At 64.2% G+C, this 19,825-nt stretch carries 37 protein-coding genes and 1 pseudogene; 13 read left to right on the forward strand and 25 right to left on the reverse strand.

Translation table 11 applies throughout. The annotated features are described in order from the left end of the window. Positions 1-92: 92 nt before the first annotated feature. The 13 genes and pseudogenes from IPM06_22385 to IPM06_22445 all read right to left on the reverse strand — a co-directional run bounded on the left by IPM06_22385 (position 93) and on the right by IPM06_22445 (position 7,936). Positions 93-221 (reverse strand): annotated as a pseudogene (locus IPM06_22385) (site-specific DNA-methyltransferase). After that, positions 218-535, reverse strand: coding sequence for a hypothetical protein (locus tag IPM06_22390; GenBank protein MBK8773159.1), 318 nt, complete (start codon positions 533-535; stop codon positions 218-220). The pseudogene IPM06_22385 and the gene IPM06_22390 overlap by 4 nt, the downstream one beginning before the upstream one ends. Before the next feature lie 299 nt (positions 536-834). Beyond that, positions 835-2,544 (reverse strand): hypothetical protein, encoded by a 1,710-nt coding sequence (locus IPM06_22395; protein ID MBK8773160.1) that lies wholly within the window; start codon positions 2,542-2,544, stop codon positions 835-837. Then, positions 2,541-3,128: a Bro-N domain-containing protein gene (locus IPM06_22400; GenBank protein MBK8773161.1), complete on the reverse strand. Its 588-nt coding sequence runs from the start codon at positions 3,126-3,128 to the stop codon at positions 2,541-2,543. The genes IPM06_22395 and IPM06_22400 overlap by 4 nt, the downstream gene beginning before the upstream one ends. Further along, positions 3,128-3,391 (reverse strand): hypothetical protein, encoded by a 264-nt coding sequence (locus IPM06_22405; protein MBK8773162.1) that lies wholly within the window; start codon positions 3,389-3,391, stop codon positions 3,128-3,130. The genes IPM06_22400 and IPM06_22405 overlap by 1 nt, the downstream gene beginning before the upstream one ends. A 269-nt stretch (positions 3,392-3,660) precedes the next feature. Then, positions 3,661-4,887, reverse strand: coding sequence for a DNA primase (locus tag IPM06_22410; protein ID MBK8773163.1), 1,227 nt, complete (start codon positions 4,885-4,887; stop codon positions 3,661-3,663). Positions 4,888-5,134: 247 nt separating this feature from the next. Beyond that, positions 5,135-5,704 (reverse strand): adenine methyltransferase, encoded by a 570-nt coding sequence (locus tag IPM06_22415; protein ID MBK8773164.1) that lies wholly within the window; start codon positions 5,702-5,704, stop codon positions 5,135-5,137. Continuing rightward, positions 5,701-6,234 (reverse strand): hypothetical protein, encoded by a 534-nt coding sequence (locus IPM06_22420; GenBank protein MBK8773165.1) that lies wholly within the window; start codon positions 6,232-6,234, stop codon positions 5,701-5,703. The genes IPM06_22415 and IPM06_22420 overlap by 4 nt, the downstream gene beginning before the upstream one ends. A 2-nt stretch (positions 6,235-6,236) precedes the next feature. Beyond that, positions 6,237-6,698, reverse strand: coding sequence for a hypothetical protein (locus IPM06_22425; GenBank protein ID MBK8773166.1), 462 nt, complete (start codon positions 6,696-6,698; stop codon positions 6,237-6,239). Then, entirely contained in the window at positions 6,695-6,880 is a 186-nt protein-coding gene (locus tag IPM06_22430; GenBank protein MBK8773167.1) for a hypothetical protein, read from the reverse strand. Before IPM06_22430 ends, IPM06_22425 begins: the two co-directional genes overlap by 4 nt. Continuing rightward, positions 6,841-7,161, reverse strand: a complete 321-nt coding sequence (locus tag IPM06_22435; protein MBK8773168.1) for a hypothetical protein — start codon at positions 7,159-7,161, stop codon at positions 6,841-6,843. Before IPM06_22435 ends, IPM06_22430 begins: the two co-directional genes overlap by 40 nt. Before the next feature lie 275 nt (positions 7,162-7,436). After that, entirely contained in the window at positions 7,437-7,682 is a 246-nt protein-coding gene (locus IPM06_22440; GenBank protein ID MBK8773169.1) for a hypothetical protein, read from the reverse strand. After that, a complete protein-coding gene (locus tag IPM06_22445) occupies positions 7,679-7,936 on the reverse strand; it encodes a hypothetical protein (protein MBK8773170.1) in 258 nt (85 codons plus the stop codon). The genes IPM06_22440 and IPM06_22445 overlap by 4 nt, the downstream gene beginning before the upstream one ends. Here IPM06_22445 and IPM06_22450 point away from each other — a divergent pair. Next, on the forward strand, positions 7,919-8,413 hold the full coding sequence (locus IPM06_22450) for a helix-turn-helix domain-containing protein (protein MBK8773171.1): 495 nt from the start codon (positions 7,919-7,921) through the stop codon (positions 8,411-8,413). The genes IPM06_22445 and IPM06_22450 overlap by 18 nt on opposite strands. Before the next feature lie 151 nt (positions 8,414-8,564). Here IPM06_22450 and IPM06_22455 read toward each other — a convergent pair whose 3' ends face one another. Beyond that, positions 8,565-8,804, reverse strand: coding sequence for a hypothetical protein (locus IPM06_22455; GenBank protein MBK8773172.1), 240 nt, complete (start codon positions 8,802-8,804; stop codon positions 8,565-8,567). A 53-nt stretch (positions 8,805-8,857) separates the two neighbouring features. Between IPM06_22455 and IPM06_22460 the strand changes: the two genes are divergently transcribed. Genes IPM06_22460 through IPM06_22515 form a run of 12 tightly spaced genes read left to right on the forward strand, consistent with a single transcriptional unit; the run spans position 8,858 to position 13,610 of the window. After that, positions 8,858-9,073: a hypothetical protein gene (locus IPM06_22460; protein MBK8773173.1), complete on the forward strand. Its 216-nt coding sequence runs from the start codon at positions 8,858-8,860 to the stop codon at positions 9,071-9,073. Beyond that, positions 9,073-9,333, forward strand: coding sequence for a hypothetical protein (locus IPM06_22465; GenBank protein MBK8773174.1), 261 nt, complete (start codon positions 9,073-9,075; stop codon positions 9,331-9,333). Before IPM06_22460 ends, IPM06_22465 begins: the two co-directional genes overlap by 1 nt. A gap of 17 nt (positions 9,334-9,350) precedes the next feature. After that, complete coding sequence (locus tag IPM06_22470) at positions 9,351-10,253, forward strand: ParB N-terminal domain-containing protein (GenBank protein ID MBK8773175.1); 903 nt, start codon at positions 9,351-9,353, stop codon at positions 10,251-10,253. Next, positions 10,253-10,879, forward strand: a complete 627-nt coding sequence (locus IPM06_22475; protein MBK8773176.1) for a hypothetical protein — start codon at positions 10,253-10,255, stop codon at positions 10,877-10,879. The genes IPM06_22470 and IPM06_22475 overlap by 1 nt, the downstream gene beginning before the upstream one ends. Next, a complete protein-coding gene (locus IPM06_22480; GenBank protein MBK8773177.1) occupies positions 10,876-11,058 on the forward strand; it encodes a hypothetical protein in 183 nt (60 codons plus the stop codon). The genes IPM06_22475 and IPM06_22480 overlap by 4 nt, the downstream gene beginning before the upstream one ends. An 8-nt stretch (positions 11,059-11,066) precedes the next feature. Next, positions 11,067-11,354, forward strand: a complete 288-nt coding sequence (locus tag IPM06_22485) for a hypothetical protein (protein ID MBK8773178.1) — start codon at positions 11,067-11,069, stop codon at positions 11,352-11,354. Continuing rightward, complete coding sequence (locus tag IPM06_22490) at positions 11,351-11,581, forward strand: hypothetical protein (protein ID MBK8773179.1); 231 nt, start codon at positions 11,351-11,353, stop codon at positions 11,579-11,581. Before IPM06_22485 ends, IPM06_22490 begins: the two co-directional genes overlap by 4 nt. Next, positions 11,578-12,012 carry a hypothetical protein gene (locus tag IPM06_22495; protein MBK8773180.1) on the forward strand — a complete coding sequence of 145 codons (435 nt, stop codon included), beginning with the start codon at positions 11,578-11,580 and terminating at the stop codon, positions 12,010-12,012. The genes IPM06_22490 and IPM06_22495 overlap by 4 nt, the downstream gene beginning before the upstream one ends. A 5-nt stretch (positions 12,013-12,017) precedes the next feature. After that, positions 12,018-12,728 (forward strand): hypothetical protein, encoded by a 711-nt coding sequence (locus IPM06_22500; protein ID MBK8773181.1) that lies wholly within the window; start codon positions 12,018-12,020, stop codon positions 12,726-12,728. After that, on the forward strand, positions 12,725-12,868 hold the full coding sequence (locus IPM06_22505; GenBank protein MBK8773182.1) for a hypothetical protein: 144 nt from the start codon (positions 12,725-12,727) through the stop codon (positions 12,866-12,868). Before IPM06_22500 ends, IPM06_22505 begins: the two co-directional genes overlap by 4 nt. Beyond that, the gene (locus IPM06_22510) at positions 12,865-13,365 is read left to right on the forward strand and encodes a hypothetical protein (protein ID MBK8773183.1); all 501 of its coding nucleotides are present in this window, start codon (positions 12,865-12,867) and stop codon (positions 13,363-13,365) included. The genes IPM06_22505 and IPM06_22510 overlap by 4 nt, the downstream gene beginning before the upstream one ends. Before the next feature lie 38 nt (positions 13,366-13,403). Further along, positions 13,404-13,610: a hypothetical protein gene (locus IPM06_22515; GenBank protein ID MBK8773184.1), complete on the forward strand. Its 207-nt coding sequence runs from the start codon at positions 13,404-13,406 to the stop codon at positions 13,608-13,610. Positions 13,611-13,789: 179 nt separating this feature from the next. Here the strand turns inward: IPM06_22515 and IPM06_22520 are convergent, their stop codons facing one another. From IPM06_22520 to IPM06_22570, 11 genes are all read right to left on the reverse strand, one after another. Continuing rightward, positions 13,790-14,020 carry a hypothetical protein gene (locus tag IPM06_22520; protein MBK8773185.1) on the reverse strand — a complete coding sequence of 77 codons (231 nt, stop codon included), beginning with the start codon at positions 14,018-14,020 and terminating at the stop codon, positions 13,790-13,792. Positions 14,021-14,030: 10 nt separating this feature from the next. Then, positions 14,031-14,264, reverse strand: coding sequence for a hypothetical protein (locus tag IPM06_22525; protein ID MBK8773186.1), 234 nt, complete (start codon positions 14,262-14,264; stop codon positions 14,031-14,033). 8 nt (positions 14,265-14,272) lie between these two features. Beyond that, positions 14,273-14,752: a hypothetical protein gene (locus IPM06_22530; GenBank protein MBK8773187.1), complete on the reverse strand. Its 480-nt coding sequence runs from the start codon at positions 14,750-14,752 to the stop codon at positions 14,273-14,275. Between the two features lie 53 nt (positions 14,753-14,805). Then, on the reverse strand, positions 14,806-15,165 hold the full coding sequence (locus IPM06_22535; GenBank protein MBK8773188.1) for an ammonia monooxygenase: 360 nt from the start codon (positions 15,163-15,165) through the stop codon (positions 14,806-14,808). Next, a complete protein-coding gene (locus tag IPM06_22540) occupies positions 15,162-15,374 on the reverse strand; it encodes a hypothetical protein (protein MBK8773189.1) in 213 nt (70 codons plus the stop codon). Before IPM06_22540 ends, IPM06_22535 begins: the two co-directional genes overlap by 4 nt. Next, a complete protein-coding gene (locus tag IPM06_22545) occupies positions 15,374-16,021 on the reverse strand; it encodes an N-acetylmuramoyl-L-alanine amidase (protein MBK8773190.1) in 648 nt (215 codons plus the stop codon). Before IPM06_22545 ends, IPM06_22540 begins: the two co-directional genes overlap by 1 nt. A gap of 10 nt (positions 16,022-16,031) precedes the next feature. Continuing rightward, positions 16,032-16,400 carry a hypothetical protein gene (locus tag IPM06_22550; protein ID MBK8773191.1) on the reverse strand — a complete coding sequence of 123 codons (369 nt, stop codon included), beginning with the start codon at positions 16,398-16,400 and terminating at the stop codon, positions 16,032-16,034. A 129-nt stretch (positions 16,401-16,529) separates the two neighbouring features. After that, entirely contained in the window at positions 16,530-16,859 is a 330-nt protein-coding gene (locus tag IPM06_22555; GenBank protein MBK8773192.1) for a hypothetical protein, read from the reverse strand. A gap of 45 nt (positions 16,860-16,904) precedes the next feature. Then, positions 16,905-17,681, reverse strand: coding sequence for a hypothetical protein (locus IPM06_22560; GenBank protein MBK8773193.1), 777 nt, complete (start codon positions 17,679-17,681; stop codon positions 16,905-16,907). Then, the gene (locus IPM06_22565) at positions 17,678-18,748 is read right to left on the reverse strand and encodes a hypothetical protein (GenBank protein MBK8773194.1); all 1,071 of its coding nucleotides are present in this window, start codon (positions 18,746-18,748) and stop codon (positions 17,678-17,680) included. Before IPM06_22565 ends, IPM06_22560 begins: the two co-directional genes overlap by 4 nt. 205 nt (positions 18,749-18,953) lie before the next feature. After that, on the reverse strand, positions 18,954-19,825 hold an 872-nt coding region (locus IPM06_22570; GenBank protein ID MBK8773195.1), incomplete at its 5' end, for a hypothetical protein.

Consider the following 19,825-nt stretch of genomic DNA (forward strand, 5'->3'; position numbering starts at 1 on the left):
TCCCAGTCGAACGCCCCGTAATCCTTCCAGCGGTTTTTATCCAAACCTCCAAATCCGTCGCCTTTCCCCTCCATCAATTTCCCATAGTTAATCCCATAAGGCGGGTCCGTCACCACAGCATCCACCTTGCCAAGCGTCGGCAGAATGTCCCGGCAGTCGCCTAAAAACAGCGTACAATCCCCGATGATTTCCTTGCGGCGGTATGGGAGCGCGTCGGTCAAACCAGTACCTCCACAATGACAGCACCGCCCTTGACGGACTCGCGCTCCATGTCCATCACCCCGGCCGATCCGACGCGCGAGCATTCCCAGTGGCGGCGGAATTCCTTGCCCACGCCATATTGCTCGCTGTCGATCACGCTGCGCTTGAGCAGCAGCTCGAGCACGTCGCCATCGAGCAGGCGGCGCGTGCTGGCCCGTTCGCTGCGCCCATTCCTGTCCGTGACTTCGGTGACCGTCTCGACAATCGCATCATCCCCGGCAAGGGCGGCATGGGCCAGCCGCTCGGGCGTTGCACCGATGCGTTCAGCCGCCACTCCAACGGCCTGTTCGGCGGAACGGGAAGCAGTTTTACGTCCGGGAAGATGATGGGAATGTTTCGGGACCATGAGCACCCCTTTAAATCCTTGTCTCAGTTCAGTGTTTTTGAAGTCCGGGAAGAACGGGAATGAAATGTTGTGTTACTCTCGCATGCATGTGCGCGCGCGCATGTGCGCGCTACGCGGCCAGTAACCCGAAACCTTCCCGTTCTTCCCAAACCTTCCCGAAGCCTTTGTGATCAAAGACTTGCGCAAGGTGGTCTCCTTCCCTGTTCAGGGAAGATGGGAAGCAGATGCTATCTCTTGGGCTCGCTCTCATCCTTGATCTCCATGCCTTCGAATTCGGATTTTTCGCGCGTGAGCGCCAGGCCCACGTAGATGATGGTGTCGGATTTGCGCCGGGTGATGCCGTGCTCCTGCAGGCCGCGGCTGAAACCCTTGACGCTCCACACGGGCTCGCCCTCGGCCTTGGCCCAGGCGGCATAGAGGGCGTAGAGCGGCTTTGCCTCCACCTTGGCCTTGGCGTCGGTCTGGTCGCAGCATTCGCGCAGGAAGCGCCCGATGGGATCGGACTGTTCGCGGTACTCCTGGGTGGCGTCCAGCACCTCGTCGGGTGGCGTGAGGCCCTTGTCGAGATAGTCGCAGAGCCCGTCCAGCAGCCGGTTGAGAATGCCGGAGCCCTCGCCCTTCAGTTTGGCGGGCAGCGTGGTGTCGCGCTCCTCCTCGGGGATCATCACGCTCCACGGCACGATCAGCAGGCGGGCCCACAGGCCTTCATCGGTGCCATCCACGCGCGGCTTGTAGTTGCCCTGCATGGTGAGCTTGAAGCACGGCCGGAACTCGAAGAAGTCGCGGTTCAGATGGCGCGCCCGCATCGGCTCGCCACCCGTCACCAGCTTGATAAGCCCTTCCGCCAGCTTGGAGCCGCGCTCCGGTTCAGAGGTGCGGAGCGCGCGCACGGCAGGCAGAGAAGCAATATCGGGAGAGGCCTCGCCGCCACGGCGGGAGCGGCCCTGGTCGAGGAAACTCTCGATCGGGATGGTCTGGGCATATTCGCCCATCACATGGGCCCAGGCATCGACGAGCGTTGATTTGCCGTTGCGCCCCGTGCCGTACCAGAAGGAGAGCTTGGCCACCGGCAGCGCGGTGAGCGACAGGCCACCCCAGGCATGGAGATGGCGCTGCATGCGGCCGTCGGGCTGCACCCGGGCGAGGAAGCCGTCATAGACGGGGCACGCGGCAGCCGGGTCAAACACCACGTTGGCAAGTTTGGTGTGCATATCCTCGCGCCGGTGCGGATGGAGCGACACGTAGCCGGCTTCGGCACCCTTCACCACCATCAGCGTGCCGTTGGCCACGTTGATGGCGCAGGGGTCGCGGTCGAACTGGTCGGCCGAGGCGGTGACATAGATCTTCGCGAGCGTGGCGATGCAGGCCACGTGGGAATTGCTCTGGCTCGCCACATACCAGCCCATGACCCGGTCCGAGGCCCACACCTCGCGGCCGTTGGCCTTGGTTTCCAGCAGCACGTCGTGCGGCGAGGCCTCGAGGGCGGCAGCCTCGCGGCGGATCGATTCCACCATGTCGTGGATGGCGCGGCCGAGGATGGCGTCTGCTTCCTGCGCATTCCAGCGGCGGCCATCCCAGGCGAGCCAGCCCCATTCCGGTACAAAGAGGAAATCCTTGCCCGAGCGGGCGATGAAGCGCCGCACATTGCCAAGGTCGGTGCACTGGAAACGCGACAGTTGCAGATCAAGGTCGGCATGGCTCACGCCGTCCTTGCCGAAGCGGGCCCGCTTCTCGTGCCGCCCCTCACCCCCTGGCTTGGCCTTGGAGGCGCGTTCCCGCCGGGAGCGGCCCTTCCCGGCCTTCTCGTTCAGGGGTGCGGGATCGGCAGCTGTGGCGGCACCAGACACAGCATCGTCTGCCGCGCCGCCGGCAGGCAGCGCCTCGTCGATCGCCTTCACCACACGCAGGTGCGGCTTCTGGTGCTGCTCGTCGCTCATGCGTCCTGCTGTGCTTCCGCCGGCTTGAGGACGATGTTCCAGTAATAGATGCGGTTCGATTTCACCTTGTCGAAACCGAGCTTTGACAGCGCCTTGCCGAAGGCGCTCTCACCCAGCGGCACTGTCGCATTCTCCCCGCACCAGTCACGATAGGCGCCATAGATGACGCCCGCCGCCGTGACCACACCGGGCCGCTTCATCAGCCGCGCCTCGGCGAAACGGGCCACGGCCATGTCTGTCGTCAGGGGAGCCGCTGCGTGCGTTTCCATTTCCGGCACCCAGTCCAGCCCGAGCGCCAGCCACAGGGCCCGCGCCGCGGGCGGACCATGGATGCGCAGGATGATCGTGTACAAACCGGACTCGGAGACGATGTAACGGTTCGGATTACCCCGGATTGAATCCGGGGTATTCAGCCCTTCGTGCAGGTGCTTTTCGTCATCATCCAGCTTTTCAACGGCCTCGGAGGCATCGCGAAGGTGCAGAATGCGGCAAATGTCGGCCGCCACGAACCATGGGTCCTCGCCACGCATGACAACGCGCACGAGCTGGTCATCGAAAGCGAAATTCCGGATAGCGTGTTCCATCAGCAAAAACTCCCTGCTTCGGCGTCATGGCCATCTTCGGCCGGATCGTCGTCTTCATGATCTGTGAGATCGGCACCCCACACCGCCAGCGCATCGGCAAGGGCGGGGGTAATTGTGCCGTCGAGGCGGACCTTGCCGCCCTCTCCGTCGGCATGGAGAAGCGGCAGCAACTGCTCCAGCAGCTGTGCGGCTTCAACGAAGACGTGCGGATTTGCAAAAAGCAGGTGTGCGCGGTCAGACGCGCGCGCGTCGGTGCGTGGCATGAGTGCCCTCCAGTGTGGCGTGTCACCGGACGGAGGGGATTTGAGGCCCCATGAGCGGCGGGAGCTCAAACCTGCACTGGTCAGGCCGGGGCCTTGCGGCTTGCCGACTCCAGCCAACTCTCCGGCTTGCGCCGAAGGGGAATGCGGAATGGAAAAACCGCTGCGCAATGAGGGCGCGAGCGGCGTTTCGCCAGTTGGGAGATTTGAGGCTCCACTGGCGAATGTGCGCGAACCCGCGCGAAATTGCAAGAGCGGTGTAAAGGTCTCGGTCATGCCGCGCCCTCCGCCATCATCAGGTCGCCGAAATCAACGCCCTCGCCCGGCGAGGCGATGACGACGCTGCGGCCGGGCCGTGCCGCCTGCCAGCGGGCAGCGCCACGTTGCAGGGTGCAGAGCGTGGTGAAGGGATCGCTGTCACCATCCTGCAGCAGCGTGGCATGGCTGATGCCGTCGGGCGGCAACAGCACGGGATCGCCGTCGTCCTCTTCCGCCGGCACGGGGCCCGGCACGAAGACGCGGCGGATGCGGCCCCGCGTGTCGGTGCGGCGCAAGCTCGGGTGCGGCACGGTGCCGGCGGCACGGCCGCCGATGTTGCCGAGGTTCACGGCCGCCCAGAACAGCGTGGCCGAAAGGTCGCGCCGTTCGATCAGCAGCGCCTCGCGCACGGCGAGCGTGGTTTCAATGCCTTCGCCGCAGATCAGATGTGTGGCCGTGGCGGGGTCGCCGCCCAGGTGGATGTGCCCGCCCTTCTGCGAGCCCCGCACTTTCTTGGCGACGAGGATCTCGCCCGTCACCGGATCGACGATCTCGGCCTTGCCCTTGCGGGTGGAGAGATCGAGCCAGGTGCAGTGGCAGCCGCTGAAGCCGTGCGCGCCGTCATCGATGCGGGCCAGCAGCGCCGGGGCCTTGCTGATGACACGCCAGCCGCCATCCACATGGTGCCAGTAGTTGAGGCCGGGATGAAAGCGCAGACGGGCTCCCGGAGGTGCGGAGACGCCACGTCCCCGCAGGTACTTTTCAGCCGTGGTGCCGCTGAGCGGGACACCCTCGGCCCAGATCGAGCGGGCCCGGTCCATCTCGCGCTCGCGGTAGGCATTGGCCTCGCGGGCGCGGCGGTCGGCTTCCGCCTCGGCATCGCGCTTGCGCTGTTCCATGAGGTGTGGATCGGCCCGCCGCACGTCATCGCCGGGGGCACGGCGCGGCATGGCCTCGCCGGTGATCTCCTCGCAGGCGCCGAGGAAACTGGCCCCCGTGATGTGCTGCACCAGGGCGATGACGTCGCCACCCGTGCGGGCCGTGCCCCGGCAGAAGAACATGCCCTTGCCGGTGTCGATCGAGAAACGGTCCTTGCCGCCACAGGCGGGGCATGGCCCCACGCCCCGGCGGCCGCGGCGTTTCACGGCATGGTTGCCGGAAATCCGGTCCAGCACCTGCCACAGGTCGGCGCGGCGGGCGCGCTCGATCCAGGCCTCGGTGTCGGGATCGCGGGCGCGCATCACAGCAGGCTCCCCTGTGGAGCGGTGTGTGTGGCGGCGCGCGAAGGGGCGGCCGCAGGCGGTGGGGGAACATCCGCCGCCTGCGGCCCGGCCTGCCCGCCCCCTGCTGAAGCAGCGGCAGGCCGATCCGTGAAACCGATGCGGGCGCGGTGGGCCCGGCAGGCCCATTGTGTCGCGCCCCGGAAAGTGAAGCCGAAAACCGCAAGGGCGGTGCAGCCCGTGTGTGCGCAGCTGTGACCGGCGGTGATCATGCGACACCTGCGAACTTGTCTGTCTCGTTGCCCCAGCAATCCCATCCGGCACGCCGTGTGCGGGCGAACATTTCCAGCCGGGGCACGTCCCCCACCAGGCGGACGATCGACTCCGCCACTTCGTCAGGCTTGCGCGAGTGTTCACGCAGCGGCGCGAAAACGGCTTGCGGCTCACCCTTCGAGAGGCGCTCGTAACCCTCGCCCCGTGTCGCCAGCCACACCTGTTCGGTGCTGGCCCTTGTGTGGTAGCCGAGACCCTTGCGCACATCATCCTGCGCGTAAAAGAGGCGGTCCTGTCCGCCGGTGATCTTCACCCATACATACGCAACGGTCTTGTAAGTGAAGCCCCAGGCATCGATCAGCGTGAAAGCTTCGCGCAGCATGGGCTGGTACCCCCACAGGAACAGGGCCGCATCGCGCTCCGCCCATGACGCCACCGGAAGAGCCGCCATCTCCGCGATCGTCATCGTCTCGTAGTGCTGCTCGGGCGCGCGCCCCTTGCCCTTGTCACTGAAGGTCTCGAAGCGCCACGCCGGATCAGCATAGATGACGGAGTAGCCTGTCACTTGCTCACCCCGCAGCGGGCCGCATGGGCGAGGCAGTAGGAGGCATTGCCGTGGCGGGTATCGCCGCAATAGGCCACGCCACCGTCCGGCATGTCGATCGGGAAGCGGCAGTGTTCCGCCGTCAGCCCTGCGAGGTCGACGCGCGCCTCCTGCCCCCGGTAGCCCGGCTGGAAGTAGCGGGCGGGGCCGCGTTCATAGGCATCCGGGGCATCCTGCACGCCCACGGCCCCCTGGCGCAGGCGTTCCTGCCGCACGGCCCGTGTGAGATCGTCGCGCCGGCGATCGGCGCTGCTCTTGCCTGCGGGCTTGGGGCGGAGCGCCACGCAGCTGCGCGGCCGTCCCCCGTCCTTGATGACCGACGGCAGGCCGAGGCGGATCGCCTTGTTCTTGATGGCGCTCACCGACCAGCCCGTGAGCTCGCTGATGGCATAGGGGCTGTGGCCCTGCCCCCACATCTCGCAAAGCCGCGTGACGGCGCCCGCCTCGCTCCAGATCTTCGATGGCCGTCCGGCACTGCGTCCGTCACCCATGATCAGTCCCGCTCCATTTCGAGGACAAAGCCCCGCTTGCGGTAGCCGTTCAGTTCGACCTTGCTGCCGGCATTCTTGAGGAGTGAGCGCAAACCTTCGATCGCCTTGTCCACCGACGATTTGCTCTTGCCCACCGTCTTCACCAGCACTGGGCCGGGCACGGCATCTTCGGCGGCTCCCAGGCAATCGAGAATGGCGCTCTGCAGCGGGGTCACCGTCAGGGTCACGTCATCCAGTTCATGCTCGATGGCATCGTCGTTGGCGGCCACCGTCTTCGTCTTGTCTTTCCGGCCCGCCGCTTTCGCCGGCGCGGGCAGCAGCTTCACATCGGGCTTGCGCGCCGGAGCAGGCGGCGCGTCCCCCGCCAAGAGGGCGCGGGCGGCCACGAGGGCGGCAAGCACCTGCTCCTGCCGTGCGATGAGATCATCGAGGGGGGCGAGGCGCGGGTCCTGGTGCCGTGTCATGCGCCACCTCCCAGCAGCACGGCGTTCATGGAGTCGATGAACGCGTGCAGGGTCTGGATCGCCTCCTCCGCCTCCTGCTTGAGGGTGCGGGCCTCGGGCTTGCTCATGCGGCCGTCGGCAAGGGCCTGGGCCATGCGGGCGGTCACGTCGCCGGTCTCGCGGATGATGCGGGCGAGATGCACGTGCGGGTCCTACTGGCTGCGGGTTCGGCATTCAGCACCAGGCGGCCGCCGGCCAGTTCCGCCAGCAGGCGGGTGATGCGGTGGCTGCCGGTGTCGGCCTCGAGGATCGCCACATGGTCGACGCGGGGCGCGCGTTCGGGATGGTTGATGCTGCCGGCTTCCGAGATCTTGGTCTGCGGCATGGCGGTGAGACCGGCGGCGCGGCTCTGGCCGCCCGCCTCGCTGACGAGATCGCGGAAGGCGGCCTTGATTTCGAAGATCGCAGGGTGGGTGTGTTTCATGGGCTATGTTCCATGGGATAAGCGGCCTCGCTTTAGACGGTGCGGCCCGCCCCGCCCTGTGCGAGGCTCGGGGCCTGCAACAGCGGGAACGGCAGCACATGGAAGGTGCGCAGCGGGAGAAAAAGGCCGGACCCGAAGGTCCGGCTCAGTCTAGGGAGGAAACGCCCAAAAGGGCTGAAAGCGGCGCGGACGCAATACTTTCGCGCGCCTTCCACGGATCGGCTGCCGTGGTGGCAGCGTCTCCCTTGCGGGAGGTCTGGCAGCGGACGCGCCATTCACGGGGCCTCCGCAGGCTCGGGATCGGCCTCGCCGGCCGGTGCCATGGGTGGCACGGCGGCGAAGTCGTCGATCGGAAATTCATAGGCAATGCCCGACAGCGCCAGCCACAGGCCCCTGTCGCTCTCGCCCCGCATGGCGACGGTGCGCGGCTGCGCAAGGCCCAGCCGCTCGGCCCGCCCGCCGATGCGGGGATAGACCTTCTGCCCCACGGTGAAGGGATGGCGGGTTTTCCAGTCGCTCATGCCGCCTCGCCTTCATTCGGGGTCTTGGCGGCAGGCCGGGCAATGCCCTCGGGCCACGGCAGGTCGGCTGGCCAGTTGTCGGAGAGCCACCGGACCGCTGATTCGAGACGGCCCACGGTGATGTCCTTGCCTTCGCAAAGCTGGCGATACTTCACACCGCTGGAAAACAGCAGAGCGCCGACATGTGAGGGGCTGTTGCCCTTCGCCTTGGCGTAGGTCTCAATGAGGACGATCAGATGTTCGCGCAAGTTCATGCCGTCCCCAATACGTTAAAAATAACGCGCAAACAACAAGATTTTTATCAACCTCCGCCGAAGGACGTGGTGCGTTATCTTTCTTCCATGTCAGAAAGCGCTATTTATCAACGGATTAAGTCTCGGCTCGACGCCCTTGGAATGTCCGAGCGGCAAGCATCCCTCAAAGTCGCAGGCAACCCACAATTCATCCGCAATATCCGAAAGGGAGCGTCGGCCTCGCCGCGCGGTGAAAACATCCTGAAGCTCGCGCGCGTCTTGCAGGTCTCGGAATCATGGCTCCTCGGCACCTCGGATGATCTTGGTGATCCGCCCAATGTCGCCGCGCCCTTCGGCGTCCGCTTCGGCGGCGTCGCCCAGGCGTCTTACAGCGGTATAGTCAGCCGCCATGGCGGCTTCCAAAAGACCAATAATCGCAGATTTGTCAACATTCATAGACAAAATATATACTCAGAAATGTCAATTGTCAACTGCTAATGCAGTTTTGTAAACCAATCATGCGGCGTAGCACGTCAGCGTTTAACGTGAAACGTTATTTTTAACCTACCCATGTTGACACGTTAAAAATAACGCACTATGGTCGCCTCATTCACGAGGTGACCCGATGCCCCTTTTTCTCCCCCTCACATCAGTTCCGCGGCGCGTTGCGGTTGTGGAAGCCTTGCAGGGCGGCGTGGCTGAAAAGCCCGTCCAGTTTGCGCAACGCATCGGCATCCATGCCAGCCTTCTTGCCCTGCTTCAGCGTCTCGTCACGCACGTAGGCAAGCCCGTCGAGGGCATCCTGTCCGCAGGTGAGGGCCATGAGGCTGACATAGCGCGCGAAGGCCGTGGCGAGGGCTTCCTCGAAGAGGGGTGGCGTTGGCTGCATTGGGATGGTTCCTCCTGGACGGCGCAGCCTGCCGCAACCGCCGGAGGTGCGCAATGAGCCGCCCCTGCCCCGCCACCCACCCCGCGCGGCTCATGCCGTCCGGTGAACTCCTCTTCATGGGCCGGGCCTGCAACCTGCGCCAGCGGCTGGATGCCCTGGCTGCCGTGGCAGCCGCCCGCGTGCCCAGCCAGCAGGTCCCCGGCCTCCAGGACGTGGATGCCGCCGCCCCCGGCTACACCCCCGGCCTGTCGAAGGCTGCCCGGCGGTGATGCGCATGAGGACCGCCGCTCCCCACCCCACCCTCGGCCTCTGGCCAGAGACGCTGCCCAGCCTGCCCCGGCTGGTGGAGGGCTTCGCCCACCAGGATGCGGTGTGGCTGGTGGAAGGGGCGCGCCGTACCCCGGGCCGCGTCATCGCCCTGCTCCGCCGCCGCCACTGCGTGGTGGTGGGCACATCCGACAACCGCATCGTCACCGTCAGCCCCGCCGTCCAGCCGGGCTGCCTGCTGCACCGCACCCCCAGCCACTGAACCGAAGAAGGACCGCCATGGAACGCCTTTCCCTGCATCTCGACCAACTCGTCATCAACCCCGACATCAACCCGCGCCACGCCAGTGATGCGGAGGTGGGAGACCTCGTTGCCCAGATCCGCGCCAACGGCTTCACCGACCCGTTGTGGGTGCGCCCGCTGTCGCAGGCCTGCGCCGACGCACAGGGCCTCGGCAACATCGGCATCACGGACCTCTACGAGGTGATCGACGGATCGCGCCGCTTGCGGGCCGTGCGCGAGGTGGCCGATGCACTGGGCATCACCACCATCCCCGTGGACGTGATGGAAGCCGACGACGCCCGCGCCCGCGAACTGGCCTTGGCCGCCAACGTCGCCCGCGCCCCGCTCACCCCCGCCGACGAGGCCCGCGCCTTCCATGCCCTCAAGATGGGCGGCATGACTGCTCTCCATGAAGGTATTGATGCTTACTGCCAGTCCCTCACGGGTCAGCCTGCGTGCCATCAGCATTTTTTTGGGGAAGTCGGCACACAAGATCGCGCCGATGTGGCATGGCCGCCACGGACCGCGTTGTTCTTCAACCAGGTGTCGAACAGCGGCATCTGGTTCACATACAAGTCGGGTCGCTTCTTCCCGTTGCGCTACTGGTACGCCATTGATCCGCGCGGCGCCGACGCAGAAGGCGACCACCAGCAGTTCATCTTCGATGTGCGTAAGCTGCCGAAGCAGTTCCGAACGCGCCTCACCGCCATCGGCACAGTGCCGTTGCACTGCCACGCCAAGGAAAGCGCCCACATCCGCAGGGCCATCCAACGCGCGCTCCTCGCAGATTTTGATTTTGCCTCTCACATCGCCGCTGAAAATCAGGCGGCGCGCGAAGAGGCTACCCGGGAACGCGCCCGCCGCGCCTCCCTCCCCGACGATCCGGAGGCACCCTTCTGATGACGCACATCCGCTTCGAGAACGGGCCCTGGCTCCGCACTGCCACAGGCCGCGACTTCTTCTTCGCCGATCCCTTCGCTATCGGCATCCTCGACATTGCCGCCAGCCTGGCCAAGATCAACCGTTTCAACGGCCACACCCGTGCGCCCTATTCGGTGGCGCAGCATTCGGTCTGGGTGGCGCGCCGCCTGCAGGAGGCAGGGCACGTCCCCGCCACGCAGCTGGCCGGCCTGCTGCATGATGCGCCAGAGGCGTACCTCGGCGACATGGCAACGCCGGTGCAGGCCCACATCTTCGGCCCTGACCGCGGCCGCAACATCCTGCCCTCCGCCTGGGAGAGCGCCCACGGCGATCTGGAGGCCGCTGTCCACGCCGCCCTCGGCCTCACCGTCACCCACGCCATGCGCGCCGCGGTGAAGCAGGCCGACCTGATGGCGCTTCGCACCGAATGGCGCGACCTCATGCCGGGGCCGGAGCCCACAGAGTTCAAGGACCTGCCCGCGCCCCACGGCGAGAAGGTGCTGCCCTTCGACAACTGGCTCACGGCGCAGGAGGTCTTCCTCGCCCGCTACAACATCATCATGAGGGACATGGCGCTCGGCGGTGCAAGCGGGGTGTCCGCATGATGCCGGTCACGCCTGCGGGCAGCGATCTCTTCTGGCTGGTCCTGTGCTGGTACTTCACCCTCACCGGCCGCTGCGAACCCATGGTGATCTCTGAGCCGGTGCCGCTGGCCCAGTGCGAACGCGCCCAGATCAAGCTGCGCGCCCGCGCCCCCAAGTTCATCTCGGCCTATTGCCTGTGAGCGCCACCATGATGACATCTGCGCAGAACGCCCGTCCCCGTCTGATTGCCATCGACCAGGTCGTCGTGGCCCCGCTCGAGGAGCGTCATGAAATGCTCCTGCCGCTCATCGCGCGTCCGCTCGGTCATTGGGCGGCCCACGCACCCACGCGCGCCATGCGCCTCAAGGTCTGCGCCGTGCCGGATGCAGCGGGTGGCGACGTCTTCTGCCCGGCCACGCCCTGCGAGGCCTTCATCGCCGAAGCCTTGCGCCGCGCCGGCTGGCCCCATCCGATCTGGGCGGAGGTGGTGACATGAGCATCCCCCTCGCCGTTCCGGTGATGATGGTCTGCCTCACGGTGACGACACCCTCCGTCGATGATGGTGCTTACAGCACGGTCGCCAAGATGGAGATCGTCGCCTGCACGCCGTGCAACAGCGGCGTGAAGCCCTGCGCCCTTCCGCCGGACTTCGAAGCCCTGGCCCGCGAACTCAACGCCTCGCGCGAAGCCGAGGGCAAGAAGAAGCTGAAGGTGAGACGATGATCGACCAGGTGAGTGATCCCAATGCCGAGCGCATCCGCGCGGCTGCGATGGAGGAGGCGGCGAGGGGGCACGACGCGCTAGCGGACGCACTTGTTGAGTATAGAGGGGGATTCACCGCGCATTCGCCAATGTGGAAAGAGGCGGACCTTCTCGCGTCATCGCATTTGCAATCCGCCGCCGCCATCCGCGCCCTCGCCCCCACGCCTGCGGGCATGGTGTGCGTGCCGATGGACTCCATCCCGCAAATCGTGGCAGACGCCATGCAGGGCGAATGGAACGAAATCTGTTCCGACACAGCCTGCTACCCGCTGGATATTAAAACCGTTGGAAAAGGGGGCATCTTGCGTTTCGCACCCGGTCATTGGGCGAGGGCCGTTGGTGAAAACGTGCGCCGCGCCATGCTTGCCGCCGCACCCAGCGTGAAGGAGTGAGGGGCATGGACAAGCCTATCCTGTTTTCCGCGCCGATGGTCCGGGCCATCCTCGACGGACGCAAGACCGTGACGCGGCGGGGGTTGAGCAAAAGCAACACGTTCTTCAATGGTATGACATGGCCCAAGTATGTCCGCATCGGAGACTGCAACTGGCAATCAGCATGGGTTGATGCTGGCCCATCGCCAGCAGGAAATCCAGGGCCATATCTTCATGTCGAATGGCCTTACGGAAAACTGTGTGATGGCGGCACAGACGAAAAACTCTGGGCGCGGGTTTATCCTCGCAAACAGCCGGGCGATCTTCTCTGGGTGAGAGAGGCGTGGAGCCCGATTGGCGAACTATCTGAATGCACAGGCCCTGCTGACATTCACTATAGAGCCACATCTACGGAGGCAGAGGCGGCGCTATGCGAATGGAAGCCCTCAATCCACATGCCCCGGTGGGCGTGCCGCCTGCGCCTGCGCGTGACCGCCGTGAAGGTGGAGCGGTTGCAGGACATTTCCGAGGAAGATGCCATTGCGGAGGGCATCATCGCAATGAGGAGTAGGGCTGGGTCAGTACCGATTACGGTCTATGGTTATGATGCAAACGCGCAAAACCACTCACCATCTGCCAGAGACGCATTTTCTTTCCTCTGGACCTCCATCAACGGCCCCGGTTCATGGGACGTAAACCCTTGGGTTGCCTCCTACTCGTTCGAGCGCGTGACATGACCAACACCCAGGCCTTATCCCCCGCTGCGGCGGCCTTCATCGTGGCTCTTGCCAGGCGGGCCGCGCGGGTGGATCATGCGCGCGAACAGGCGGCCGCCGCAGAAGCCGCCGCGCACCCGGGGAAACAGGACGCCGCATGAGCACACGCGCCGCCATCTATGCCCGCTACTCGACGGACAACCAGTCCGGTCATCGCAGCGAGCTGGGCAGCGTGACGGCCGATCTCGGCCGTGCCGTGCAGGCGGTGATCGCGGGCATCATGGCGCCCGTCACGGCGGCCCCTCACATCGCCAGGCTCGAATTGCGCAAGGCGCAGCTGGAGACGCTGCTGGCGCAGGCCGGAACGGCCGTGGCGCCGGTCGCGCTGCACACGTCGACGGCGAAGAGATTTGCAGCCGACATGGCCGCCCTCGGGCAGGCCATCACGGAAGCGCAGGCCGAGGGTGACGCCACCCTCACTGCTGCGCTGCGCAAGATGGTGACGACTGTCACCGTCCACAGGAATTATGAACTGGAGATCACCGGCAATCTCGCCCCTCTCACAAGGGGGGAAGAAATGGTAGCGGGAGACCGTTTAGAACGGAACCCCCAAACGCCGCCAGACTCCATCCCGTTCATAATCAAGGCGGCCGCCTGACGGCGACCGTCACCATAGCAACAGGAAAGGACTTGACCATGAAATATCTCGCTTGCTTCGCCACTCTCGCCCTTCTGGCCACGGGTGCCCAGGCCGCCCCGGACGCCTGCAACCCGGCGACCGGCAATTGGGTGAACGCCGCGCCCACCACCTGCCCCACCTCGGACGCGGGCGGCGATATGTGGGATGCCCACCATCCTGACAAAGAGGCCGTGAGCGAAACGGAGACCGCCACCGCCTCCTGATCCAGCCACCAGGCACAAAAAAAGCCCCGCTCCGGGATGACCGGGCGGGGCAAGTTTTTTCAACAGGTTAATGTGAGAACGCGGCCAAGAACAGAGAACCTGCCCGGCCTATCAATGGCTGGTCAAGTCACCTCACCAAGATCAATCACCGCTGGTCGGCAGCGGCCACCGTTACCGGATCACCCGGAAACTTTGCGAGGCTTGCCCTTCTTGCAGACGGCCTCCCGGAGGTTTCCGTCATCGTCCACGATGGCTGCCAGCATCGGGATATGCGCCTCGTACTTTTCAAGCTCGGCCAGCGCCTGCGCCAATTCGGCGTCCGAGTAGCGCCGGCACTCGACCTTGGTGAATTGCGGCCCCGCCTTGACCTTCGGGCCACCAGGGCCACAGCCTGCAAGGGCGATAGCCACCGCAAACAAGCTAAGACTTGAAAAACATCCCATCCTGCATCCTCCGCTTTGTCTTGGCCCGGTCGCGTGGTTCGAGAACGATCACGTTCGCCTCGGCCTCCGCCTGCCGGGCGGCGTCCGTATCGGACTGTTTCTGCTGGGCAGCCCCCAGATCGCGTTGCGCGGTCGCGGCCCGCCAATCCTTGAGGGCCTCCGCCAGGACGTTCAGCAACGACCCGGCGAAAGCCTCGAGGATCAACCTCAAGAAGCCCACTAGATTGCGCCTTCCTTGGCCACAGGGATCCGGGCGATCAGCTTGTCCTTGATGCCCTGTTCACCGCCGACCCAATTCAAGAGCCAGCCCGGCGCATATTTCACAGCATACTCGAGCGCCTGCTCCAGAACCTTGTTTGCCACAGGCACGGACATGGCCTCCCCCTTCACCGCACCGGCAGTGCGATTGATGCCGAACTCCACGGCGTTGCGGAGCAACTGCTCGACCTGCAGAGTCTGCGCCAGGGCGACGAGCCGGGCCGGAAGGTGGCGGAGGCCCCATGCGATCGCCATGCCCAGCACGGTGATGATGGCGGAGGCGCCCTCATAGAACCAGTCGCCCCACGGGATATTCACCACGCCGTCGATCGGCGCGTCGGTCAAGCTCTGGGCCAGAGCCATTCCGGCGTTCGGCACCATTGCCACAGCAGCGGTCGCGGCGAGCGCGAGCATCGCGCCGCCAAGGATCATCTTCTTCATAGGTCACCTGTCTGGATTGAACGCCGGGGGAGGCCCGCCCCGGCTCGGGATCTTCAGAACGGCCAGGGCGGCAATTCAACCGTCTGGCCTGCAAGCTCGTGCGTGCAATCATCGAGGAACTGGATCCGGCCATCGGTCACGAAGCTGTGGCAGACGGCGCAATTGAAGCTGGGCTTCTTGCCGGTTCGCTCCTCATAATTGCAGTAGCAGTGGCCGCGCTCTGCTGCGGCACCGCCCGCGTAGTGCCCGCTCTTCAGCAGGATGCTCGGGGTGAAGGTCGGGGCCTCGAGATTGCCGTTCCAGCCCCAGCCAGCCGGTGAGGTGGTGACGCTGTGGATCGACTTGCATCCGGGGCACCAGAAATTGACGCCTTCACTCTCCGGTCCCTTCCACTTGCGAGCGCGACCACTCATGGGCCGGCACTCACGTTGCGCTCGTAGTCAGCGAGCATGCCCCAATCGAAAAACACCCATCGGCCCGCGCCACAGCGATCGCATGTCTCGTAGACGTGAATCGCGTCCTCGAACCGGTCGGACATGAACTCTTCGGCGTCAGCCATCTGCGCCGTCTCGCGCCACTCGTGGCCACGCCACCAGCAGACCAGCCTGCGCCACCATTGCATCAGATTGCTCCCAGCAGGTCGGCGGCCACGTTGAAACTCGGGCACGCCTTGCCCCGGTCATATTCGTTATGGCCACGGGTTCGGCGGGATATCTTGAACTTGGATTTCAGGGCACCTATCAGCCACTGCGCCGCCGCCATCTGGGCTGCGGTGCGCGTGTCCTTCGCCTTGCGGCCGTCCTTGGCAAGGCCGCCCACATAGGCCACGCCGACAGTGCCGTTGTTGTGCCCGGCAACATGCGCGCCGATCATGCCGATGGGCCTGCCGACGACAATGGTGCCGTCGAGCAGGAGCAGAAAATGATATCCGATCATCGACCAACCACGCTGCTTGTGCCATGCGTTGACGTCCGCCCTGTCGAACCATTTCCCTTCGGGCGTTGCCGTGCAGTGAAAAATCACCTCGTTGATGGTGCGCGCCGTATCGGCAAGCGCGATCTGGCCTTTCCAGCGCGCCGCTCCGCTGACGGACTTTGTGTCAGGCACGACCGGCGCGTTGATCGCACTCTTGTCCGGCTCCTTGCGCGCGCTGGCGGAGGGCGGCCTCTTCACCTCCTGCATCACCTTGCGCGTCTGCGGGCCGAGGATGCCGTCAACGACCAGGCCGTTCTTGCGCTGGAACGCTTTGATTTCTGCCAAACTCAACATTGGGTTTTCCTTAGATGGAGGGAGGTTCAAAGAGGCAGAAGACTCCGCCGGCACGTTCCGTGCGATTGTAGGGCATGAGACAGATCGCGAATTCGTTGGTCTCGGAGGGCTGCACCCGGTCCCAGGTGACGAGACCGTCCACGGGCAGTTCAGCGACAGGGTTGATGGCGCGCGCCTCTTCGAGCGAGAGGCGGATGCGGTAGCCGTCCTTCTCGGCCGTGATGTTGCGGCCGTTGGGCCGGATCACCTTGCAGTCGTGGCCGCCGCAGCATCCCCAGCCGAAGACGGGATCGCGCTTCTGCGAGAACCACTCGTGGGCCCGGACGGGCGGGCACAAAAAAGCCGCCACGAGGGCGGCAGAGATTGGGGTGATCTGCATTTCAAAAAGGCCCTCTCGGCACGTGAAATTCAAAGGGCGACAACGCCCGCTCAATTTCGGGCATCAGGACAAGCACGGCGCCAATGTAGAGAGCGGCCAGCACCCACCACCACCACCGCCGGCGCAATCTCATGGTTTTTCCCTTGTGGTGCGGATGGACTCAAGCCGGCTTTTCAGATTGTTGAGAAACCACTCGCCGCCCAGCATGGCCCCCATGCCCACCAAAAAACCGATCGTGCCCTCGCTCCAATTCCAGGCGTTGAAGGTGGGCGAGAGCGCGATCGGCGTTGCGAGATAGGTGGCGGCGATCGCCCCCACCAGTGCCGATATTATCCCGTTGATCCATCCACCCTGCAGGATTAGGCGCGCACCATTGCCGAGAAGGCCTATAGTTGTCGTGCTTTCATTGAGGCCAAGGCTTTTCGCAATCCGCCCCACATCGTGCAGAAAATCCCACATGCGCCGCCGCCTATGTCGTTTGGTTGGTTGGTGAGGTGCTCCGTCTTATGGTCTTATCGCAACAGAGACGGCATAAGATGAATTGCCCGTTGTGCCACCCGGATCGCCCATATAGCCGGGATTTTCTGCACCTGCTGTTGCGATTGTCTTGTATGCCACTGCCAGCCCTGATGACCGAGTGCTTTGGTTGTCGGTGAAAGCATTAATGAGTGTGTAGCCCGATGGAGCGGTATATGCCGAAATTGAACTTGTTTTGCGACAACCCGCTGCAATAGCGAGAACCAGTGCGCCGTCCGTAACAGTTGTGATTGATGGCGGGTCTGCGGAACTTGCAGCCGTCTGCGATGAGGATGTCGTTGCCGCATCAAATTGCGTTGAATTGACGTTTCGGAACGCCGCAAGCATTGCTGTTGCACCACTCGTTCCCGCACCAGAGCCAGTGAGTGTGATGCTTCCAGAACCCGCACCTGTCGCAATCGTCCAGTGGACGCCTGCGTTTGTATCTGCGTTAGTAGAATTTGCAAAAAGGTCTTGATCTTCAGTCCATGTGAATCCGCTGCCGGATGCTGTCATATCCAAATCAGAGGTGGTGCAGGCATTCGAAACCACCACCACCAAGTCACCGGCCTGAATTGAACTACTGACTCCACCAGTGAGTCCCGTGGCTGCAACTGACAAGGCGCCACCACTTCCTGTGGCCGAGGTGTAGCCAACAAACTGAAGTGGCCCCTTGATGGCGAACGAGTTCAGAAGGAACCCGGCGCTTGCCTGCGAACAGATCAGCGCAAACGAAAGAACGAGAGAGGCGATAAACCTAATCATGTCTGATACCCGATAAGGCAGACCTTGAGGCCCTTTGCGCCTGTGCCTGCTGTGTTAATGTCAATGGTCATTTCGGCGTCGTCGGCCAGCGAGGTGTCGGTGAGCGTCACGGCCGTTGCCGCCGTCACTGACGTCTTTTCACTCGCGTCGATAAGCACCTTGTTCGTGGTCATGACGGTCGTGCCACCCTCGTTCACGTCGATCAGCGGGGCACCGGAACTACTCACGGTGTTCAGTGATCCCCTGATGTTGGTGAGGGTGAAGGCGTAAGGCATCCTGAACGTGGTCTTTGCCGTGCCTGTCGTCAGGGCCGTGGATTCATCTGATGCCGCCACGCAGAAACTTTCGATCTTTGCTTTAACTGCCGCGGCGAGGCCGTCTGCGGTGATTGCCCGCGTGGTGTCTGTGCCTGTCGTGGCCTCGGCAACCGTGGCAAGTTCAACCACGCCCGTGGCCGAGGTGGTAGCGGCCTGTTTGATGTTGCCAAAGGCTGTCGCCGCGTTCGCCACATCAGAAAGGTTGTTGGCGGCAACCATGTCGCCCGCACCGGCAATGGTGGCACATTCAAAGGCGTTGTCTGCGGCGTTGCGCCGGACGATCTGAGAGGCCGTGCAAGAGAGATCATCAGACATGCCGGCCGCAAGGCCGAACATCAGCGCGCCGGTTCCTACCTCATCGCCAACAATCGCCCGGAGTTCCGACGAGGTGTCGATTTCCGATGGTGAGATAAAGGCCGAGTCAGCCGCGGCGATTGAATAAAAATCTGTGCCCGCCTCCAAATCCAAAAGTGCGCGCATCGCTGCATAGTTGGCGGCCGTCACAAGGCTTTGTGCGTTCGCTGATGGTGTCAACCCTGCCCATGTCGTCAAGTCAGCATCAAGAGGCTGGAACACCGCTGCGGCACCGGCGATTGAATAAAAATCTGTGCCCGCCTCAAGATCGAGAAGCGCCCGCATGGCGGCATAGTTTGCCGATGTGACGAGACTCTGTGCATTTGCCGAGGGGGTGAGGCCCGCCCACGTGGTCAAATCCGCATCATAGGCCTGCACGTGGGTTCCGATTGCCAAACCAAGATTGGTTCTTGCTGTGGAAGCGTTCGCAACGTCAGACAGATTGTTGGCGGCCAACATGTCACCTCCGCCCGTCAGAGTCACACACTCAAAGGCAGAGTCACCAGAGTCGCGCCTCACATATTGCGAGGCACCGCAAGAGAGATCGTCAGACATGCCCGGCGCAAGGCCGAACATGGCTGCACCCGTTCCCACCTCGTCACTATAGGCCGTTCGGAGATTTGCGCTTGAGGGTGTCGCCAGGGCGGTTGCAACACCGGTGCCGAGGCCCGAGACACCCGTGGAGATCGGCAGGCCCGTGGCGTAGTGAGGTGCCGGACGAGGGAGTCCCGAGGGCAGGCGTGGTGAACGTGGGCGACGTGCCGAACACAAGTGGCCCCGATCCAGTTTCATCGGTCATCGCGGTTGCAAGATTGGCGCTTGAGGGTGTTGCAAGCCACGTGGCAACGCCGGTGCCGAGGCCCGAGACACCCGTGGAGATCGGCAGGCCCGTGGCATTGGTGAGGGTGCCGGACGAGGGAGTCCCGAGGGCAGGCGTGGTGAACGTGGGCGACGTGCCGAACACAAGCGGCCCCGATCCGGTTTCATCACTCACAGCCGTTGCCACTTGGGCCGATGTGGCGGTGACGGTGTTTGAACCGAGGCTGATTGTCTTGTTTGTCAGGGTGTCGGTGGTTGCCTTGCCCACAAGCGTGTCAGTGGCGGCCGGGAGTGTCAGGGCTGTGGTGCCTGCAATGGCCGTGGCTGCAACCGTGGTGGTTCCCGAGGTGCTACCGGCGAAAGTCATGCCAGCGCCGGGCGTGGTGATTGCAGGCCCCGAGAACGTCCCACCTGTCACCGTCTTGCCGGTGAACGTCAGGGCCGAGGGAAGGGAAAGGGTGGGGTTACCGGACGCGCCGTCACCATTGGTGGCGGTGATCTCATTTGCCGTGCCTGTGATGGTGCGCTGTGCCCATGTGTCTGAACCCGTGCGCGCGGCAAGGCCCGTGCTGGAAAGGGCCTCAAGGGCCGAAAGATCGTTTGCCAGGGCAAAGGTGGGATTGCCCGCGGTGCCTGCCGGATTGGAGATCGTAA

The organism is Hyphomicrobiales bacterium, from assembly GCA_016710435.1.
Lineage (GTDB): Bacteria > Pseudomonadota > Alphaproteobacteria > Rhizobiales > Aestuariivirgaceae > Aestuariivirga.

Coding starts and splice junctions, on each gene's coding strand:
- IPM06_22395 (MBK8773160.1), bottom strand. CDS start 2,544: ATGAGCGACGAGCAGCACCAGAAGCCGCACCTGCGTGTGGTGAAGGCG.
- IPM06_22400 (MBK8773161.1), bottom strand. CDS start 3,128: ATGGAACACGCTATCCGGAATTTCGCTTTCGATGACCAGCTCGTGCGC.
- IPM06_22405 (MBK8773162.1), bottom strand. CDS start 3,391: ATGCCACGCACCGACGCGCGCGCGTCTGACCGCGCACACCTGCTTTTT.
- IPM06_22410 (MBK8773163.1), bottom strand. CDS start 4,887: ATGCGCGCCCGCGATCCCGACACCGAGGCCTGGATCGAGCGCGCCCGC.
- IPM06_22420 (MBK8773165.1), bottom strand. CDS start 6,234: ATGGGTGACGGACGCAGTGCCGGACGGCCATCGAAGATCTGGAGCGAG.
- IPM06_22425 (MBK8773166.1), bottom strand. CDS start 6,698: ATGACACGGCACCAGGACCCGCGCCTCGCCCCCCTCGATGATCTCATC.
- IPM06_22435 (MBK8773168.1), bottom strand. CDS start 7,161: ATGAAACACACCCACCCTGCGATCTTCGAAATCAAGGCCGCCTTCCGC.
- IPM06_22440 (MBK8773169.1), bottom strand. CDS start 7,682: ATGAGCGACTGGAAAACCCGCCATCCCTTCACCGTGGGGCAGAAGGTC.
- IPM06_22450 (MBK8773171.1), top strand. CDS start 7,919: ATGTTCGCGCAAGTTCATGCCGTCCCCAATACGTTAAAAATAACGCGC.
- IPM06_22445 (MBK8773170.1), bottom strand. CDS start 7,936: ATGAACTTGCGCGAACATCTGATCGTCCTCATTGAGACCTACGCCAAG.
- IPM06_22455 (MBK8773172.1), bottom strand. CDS start 8,804: ATGCAGCCAACGCCACCCCTCTTCGAGGAAGCCCTCGCCACGGCCTTC.
- IPM06_22460 (MBK8773173.1), top strand. CDS start 8,858: ATGAGCCGCCCCTGCCCCGCCACCCACCCCGCGCGGCTCATGCCGTCC.
- IPM06_22465 (MBK8773174.1), top strand. CDS start 9,073: ATGCGCATGAGGACCGCCGCTCCCCACCCCACCCTCGGCCTCTGGCCA.
- IPM06_22470 (MBK8773175.1), top strand. CDS start 9,351: ATGGAACGCCTTTCCCTGCATCTCGACCAACTCGTCATCAACCCCGAC.
- IPM06_22475 (MBK8773176.1), top strand. CDS start 10,253: ATGACGCACATCCGCTTCGAGAACGGGCCCTGGCTCCGCACTGCCACA.
- IPM06_22480 (MBK8773177.1), top strand. CDS start 10,876: ATGATGCCGGTCACGCCTGCGGGCAGCGATCTCTTCTGGCTGGTCCTG.
- IPM06_22485 (MBK8773178.1), top strand. CDS start 11,067: ATGATGACATCTGCGCAGAACGCCCGTCCCCGTCTGATTGCCATCGAC.
- IPM06_22490 (MBK8773179.1), top strand. CDS start 11,351: ATGAGCATCCCCCTCGCCGTTCCGGTGATGATGGTCTGCCTCACGGTG.
- IPM06_22495 (MBK8773180.1), top strand. CDS start 11,578: ATGATCGACCAGGTGAGTGATCCCAATGCCGAGCGCATCCGCGCGGCT.
- IPM06_22500 (MBK8773181.1), top strand. CDS start 12,018: ATGGACAAGCCTATCCTGTTTTCCGCGCCGATGGTCCGGGCCATCCTC.
- IPM06_22505 (MBK8773182.1), top strand. CDS start 12,725: ATGACCAACACCCAGGCCTTATCCCCCGCTGCGGCGGCCTTCATCGTG.
- IPM06_22510 (MBK8773183.1), top strand. CDS start 12,865: ATGAGCACACGCGCCGCCATCTATGCCCGCTACTCGACGGACAACCAG.
- IPM06_22515 (MBK8773184.1), top strand. CDS start 13,404: ATGAAATATCTCGCTTGCTTCGCCACTCTCGCCCTTCTGGCCACGGGT.
- IPM06_22530 (MBK8773187.1), bottom strand. CDS start 14,752: ATGAAGAAGATGATCCTTGGCGGCGCGATGCTCGCGCTCGCCGCGACC.
- IPM06_22535 (MBK8773188.1), bottom strand. CDS start 15,165: ATGAGTGGTCGCGCTCGCAAGTGGAAGGGACCGGAGAGTGAAGGCGTC.
- IPM06_22540 (MBK8773189.1), bottom strand. CDS start 15,374: ATGCAATGGTGGCGCAGGCTGGTCTGCTGGTGGCGTGGCCACGAGTGG.
- IPM06_22545 (MBK8773190.1), bottom strand. CDS start 16,021: ATGTTGAGTTTGGCAGAAATCAAAGCGTTCCAGCGCAAGAACGGCCTG.
- IPM06_22550 (MBK8773191.1), bottom strand. CDS start 16,400: ATGCAGATCACCCCAATCTCTGCCGCCCTCGTGGCGGCTTTTTTGTGC.
- IPM06_22555 (MBK8773192.1), bottom strand. CDS start 16,859: ATGTGGGATTTTCTGCACGATGTGGGGCGGATTGCGAAAAGCCTTGGC.
- IPM06_22560 (MBK8773193.1), bottom strand. CDS start 17,681: ATGATTAGGTTTATCGCCTCTCTCGTTCTTTCGTTTGCGCTGATCTGT.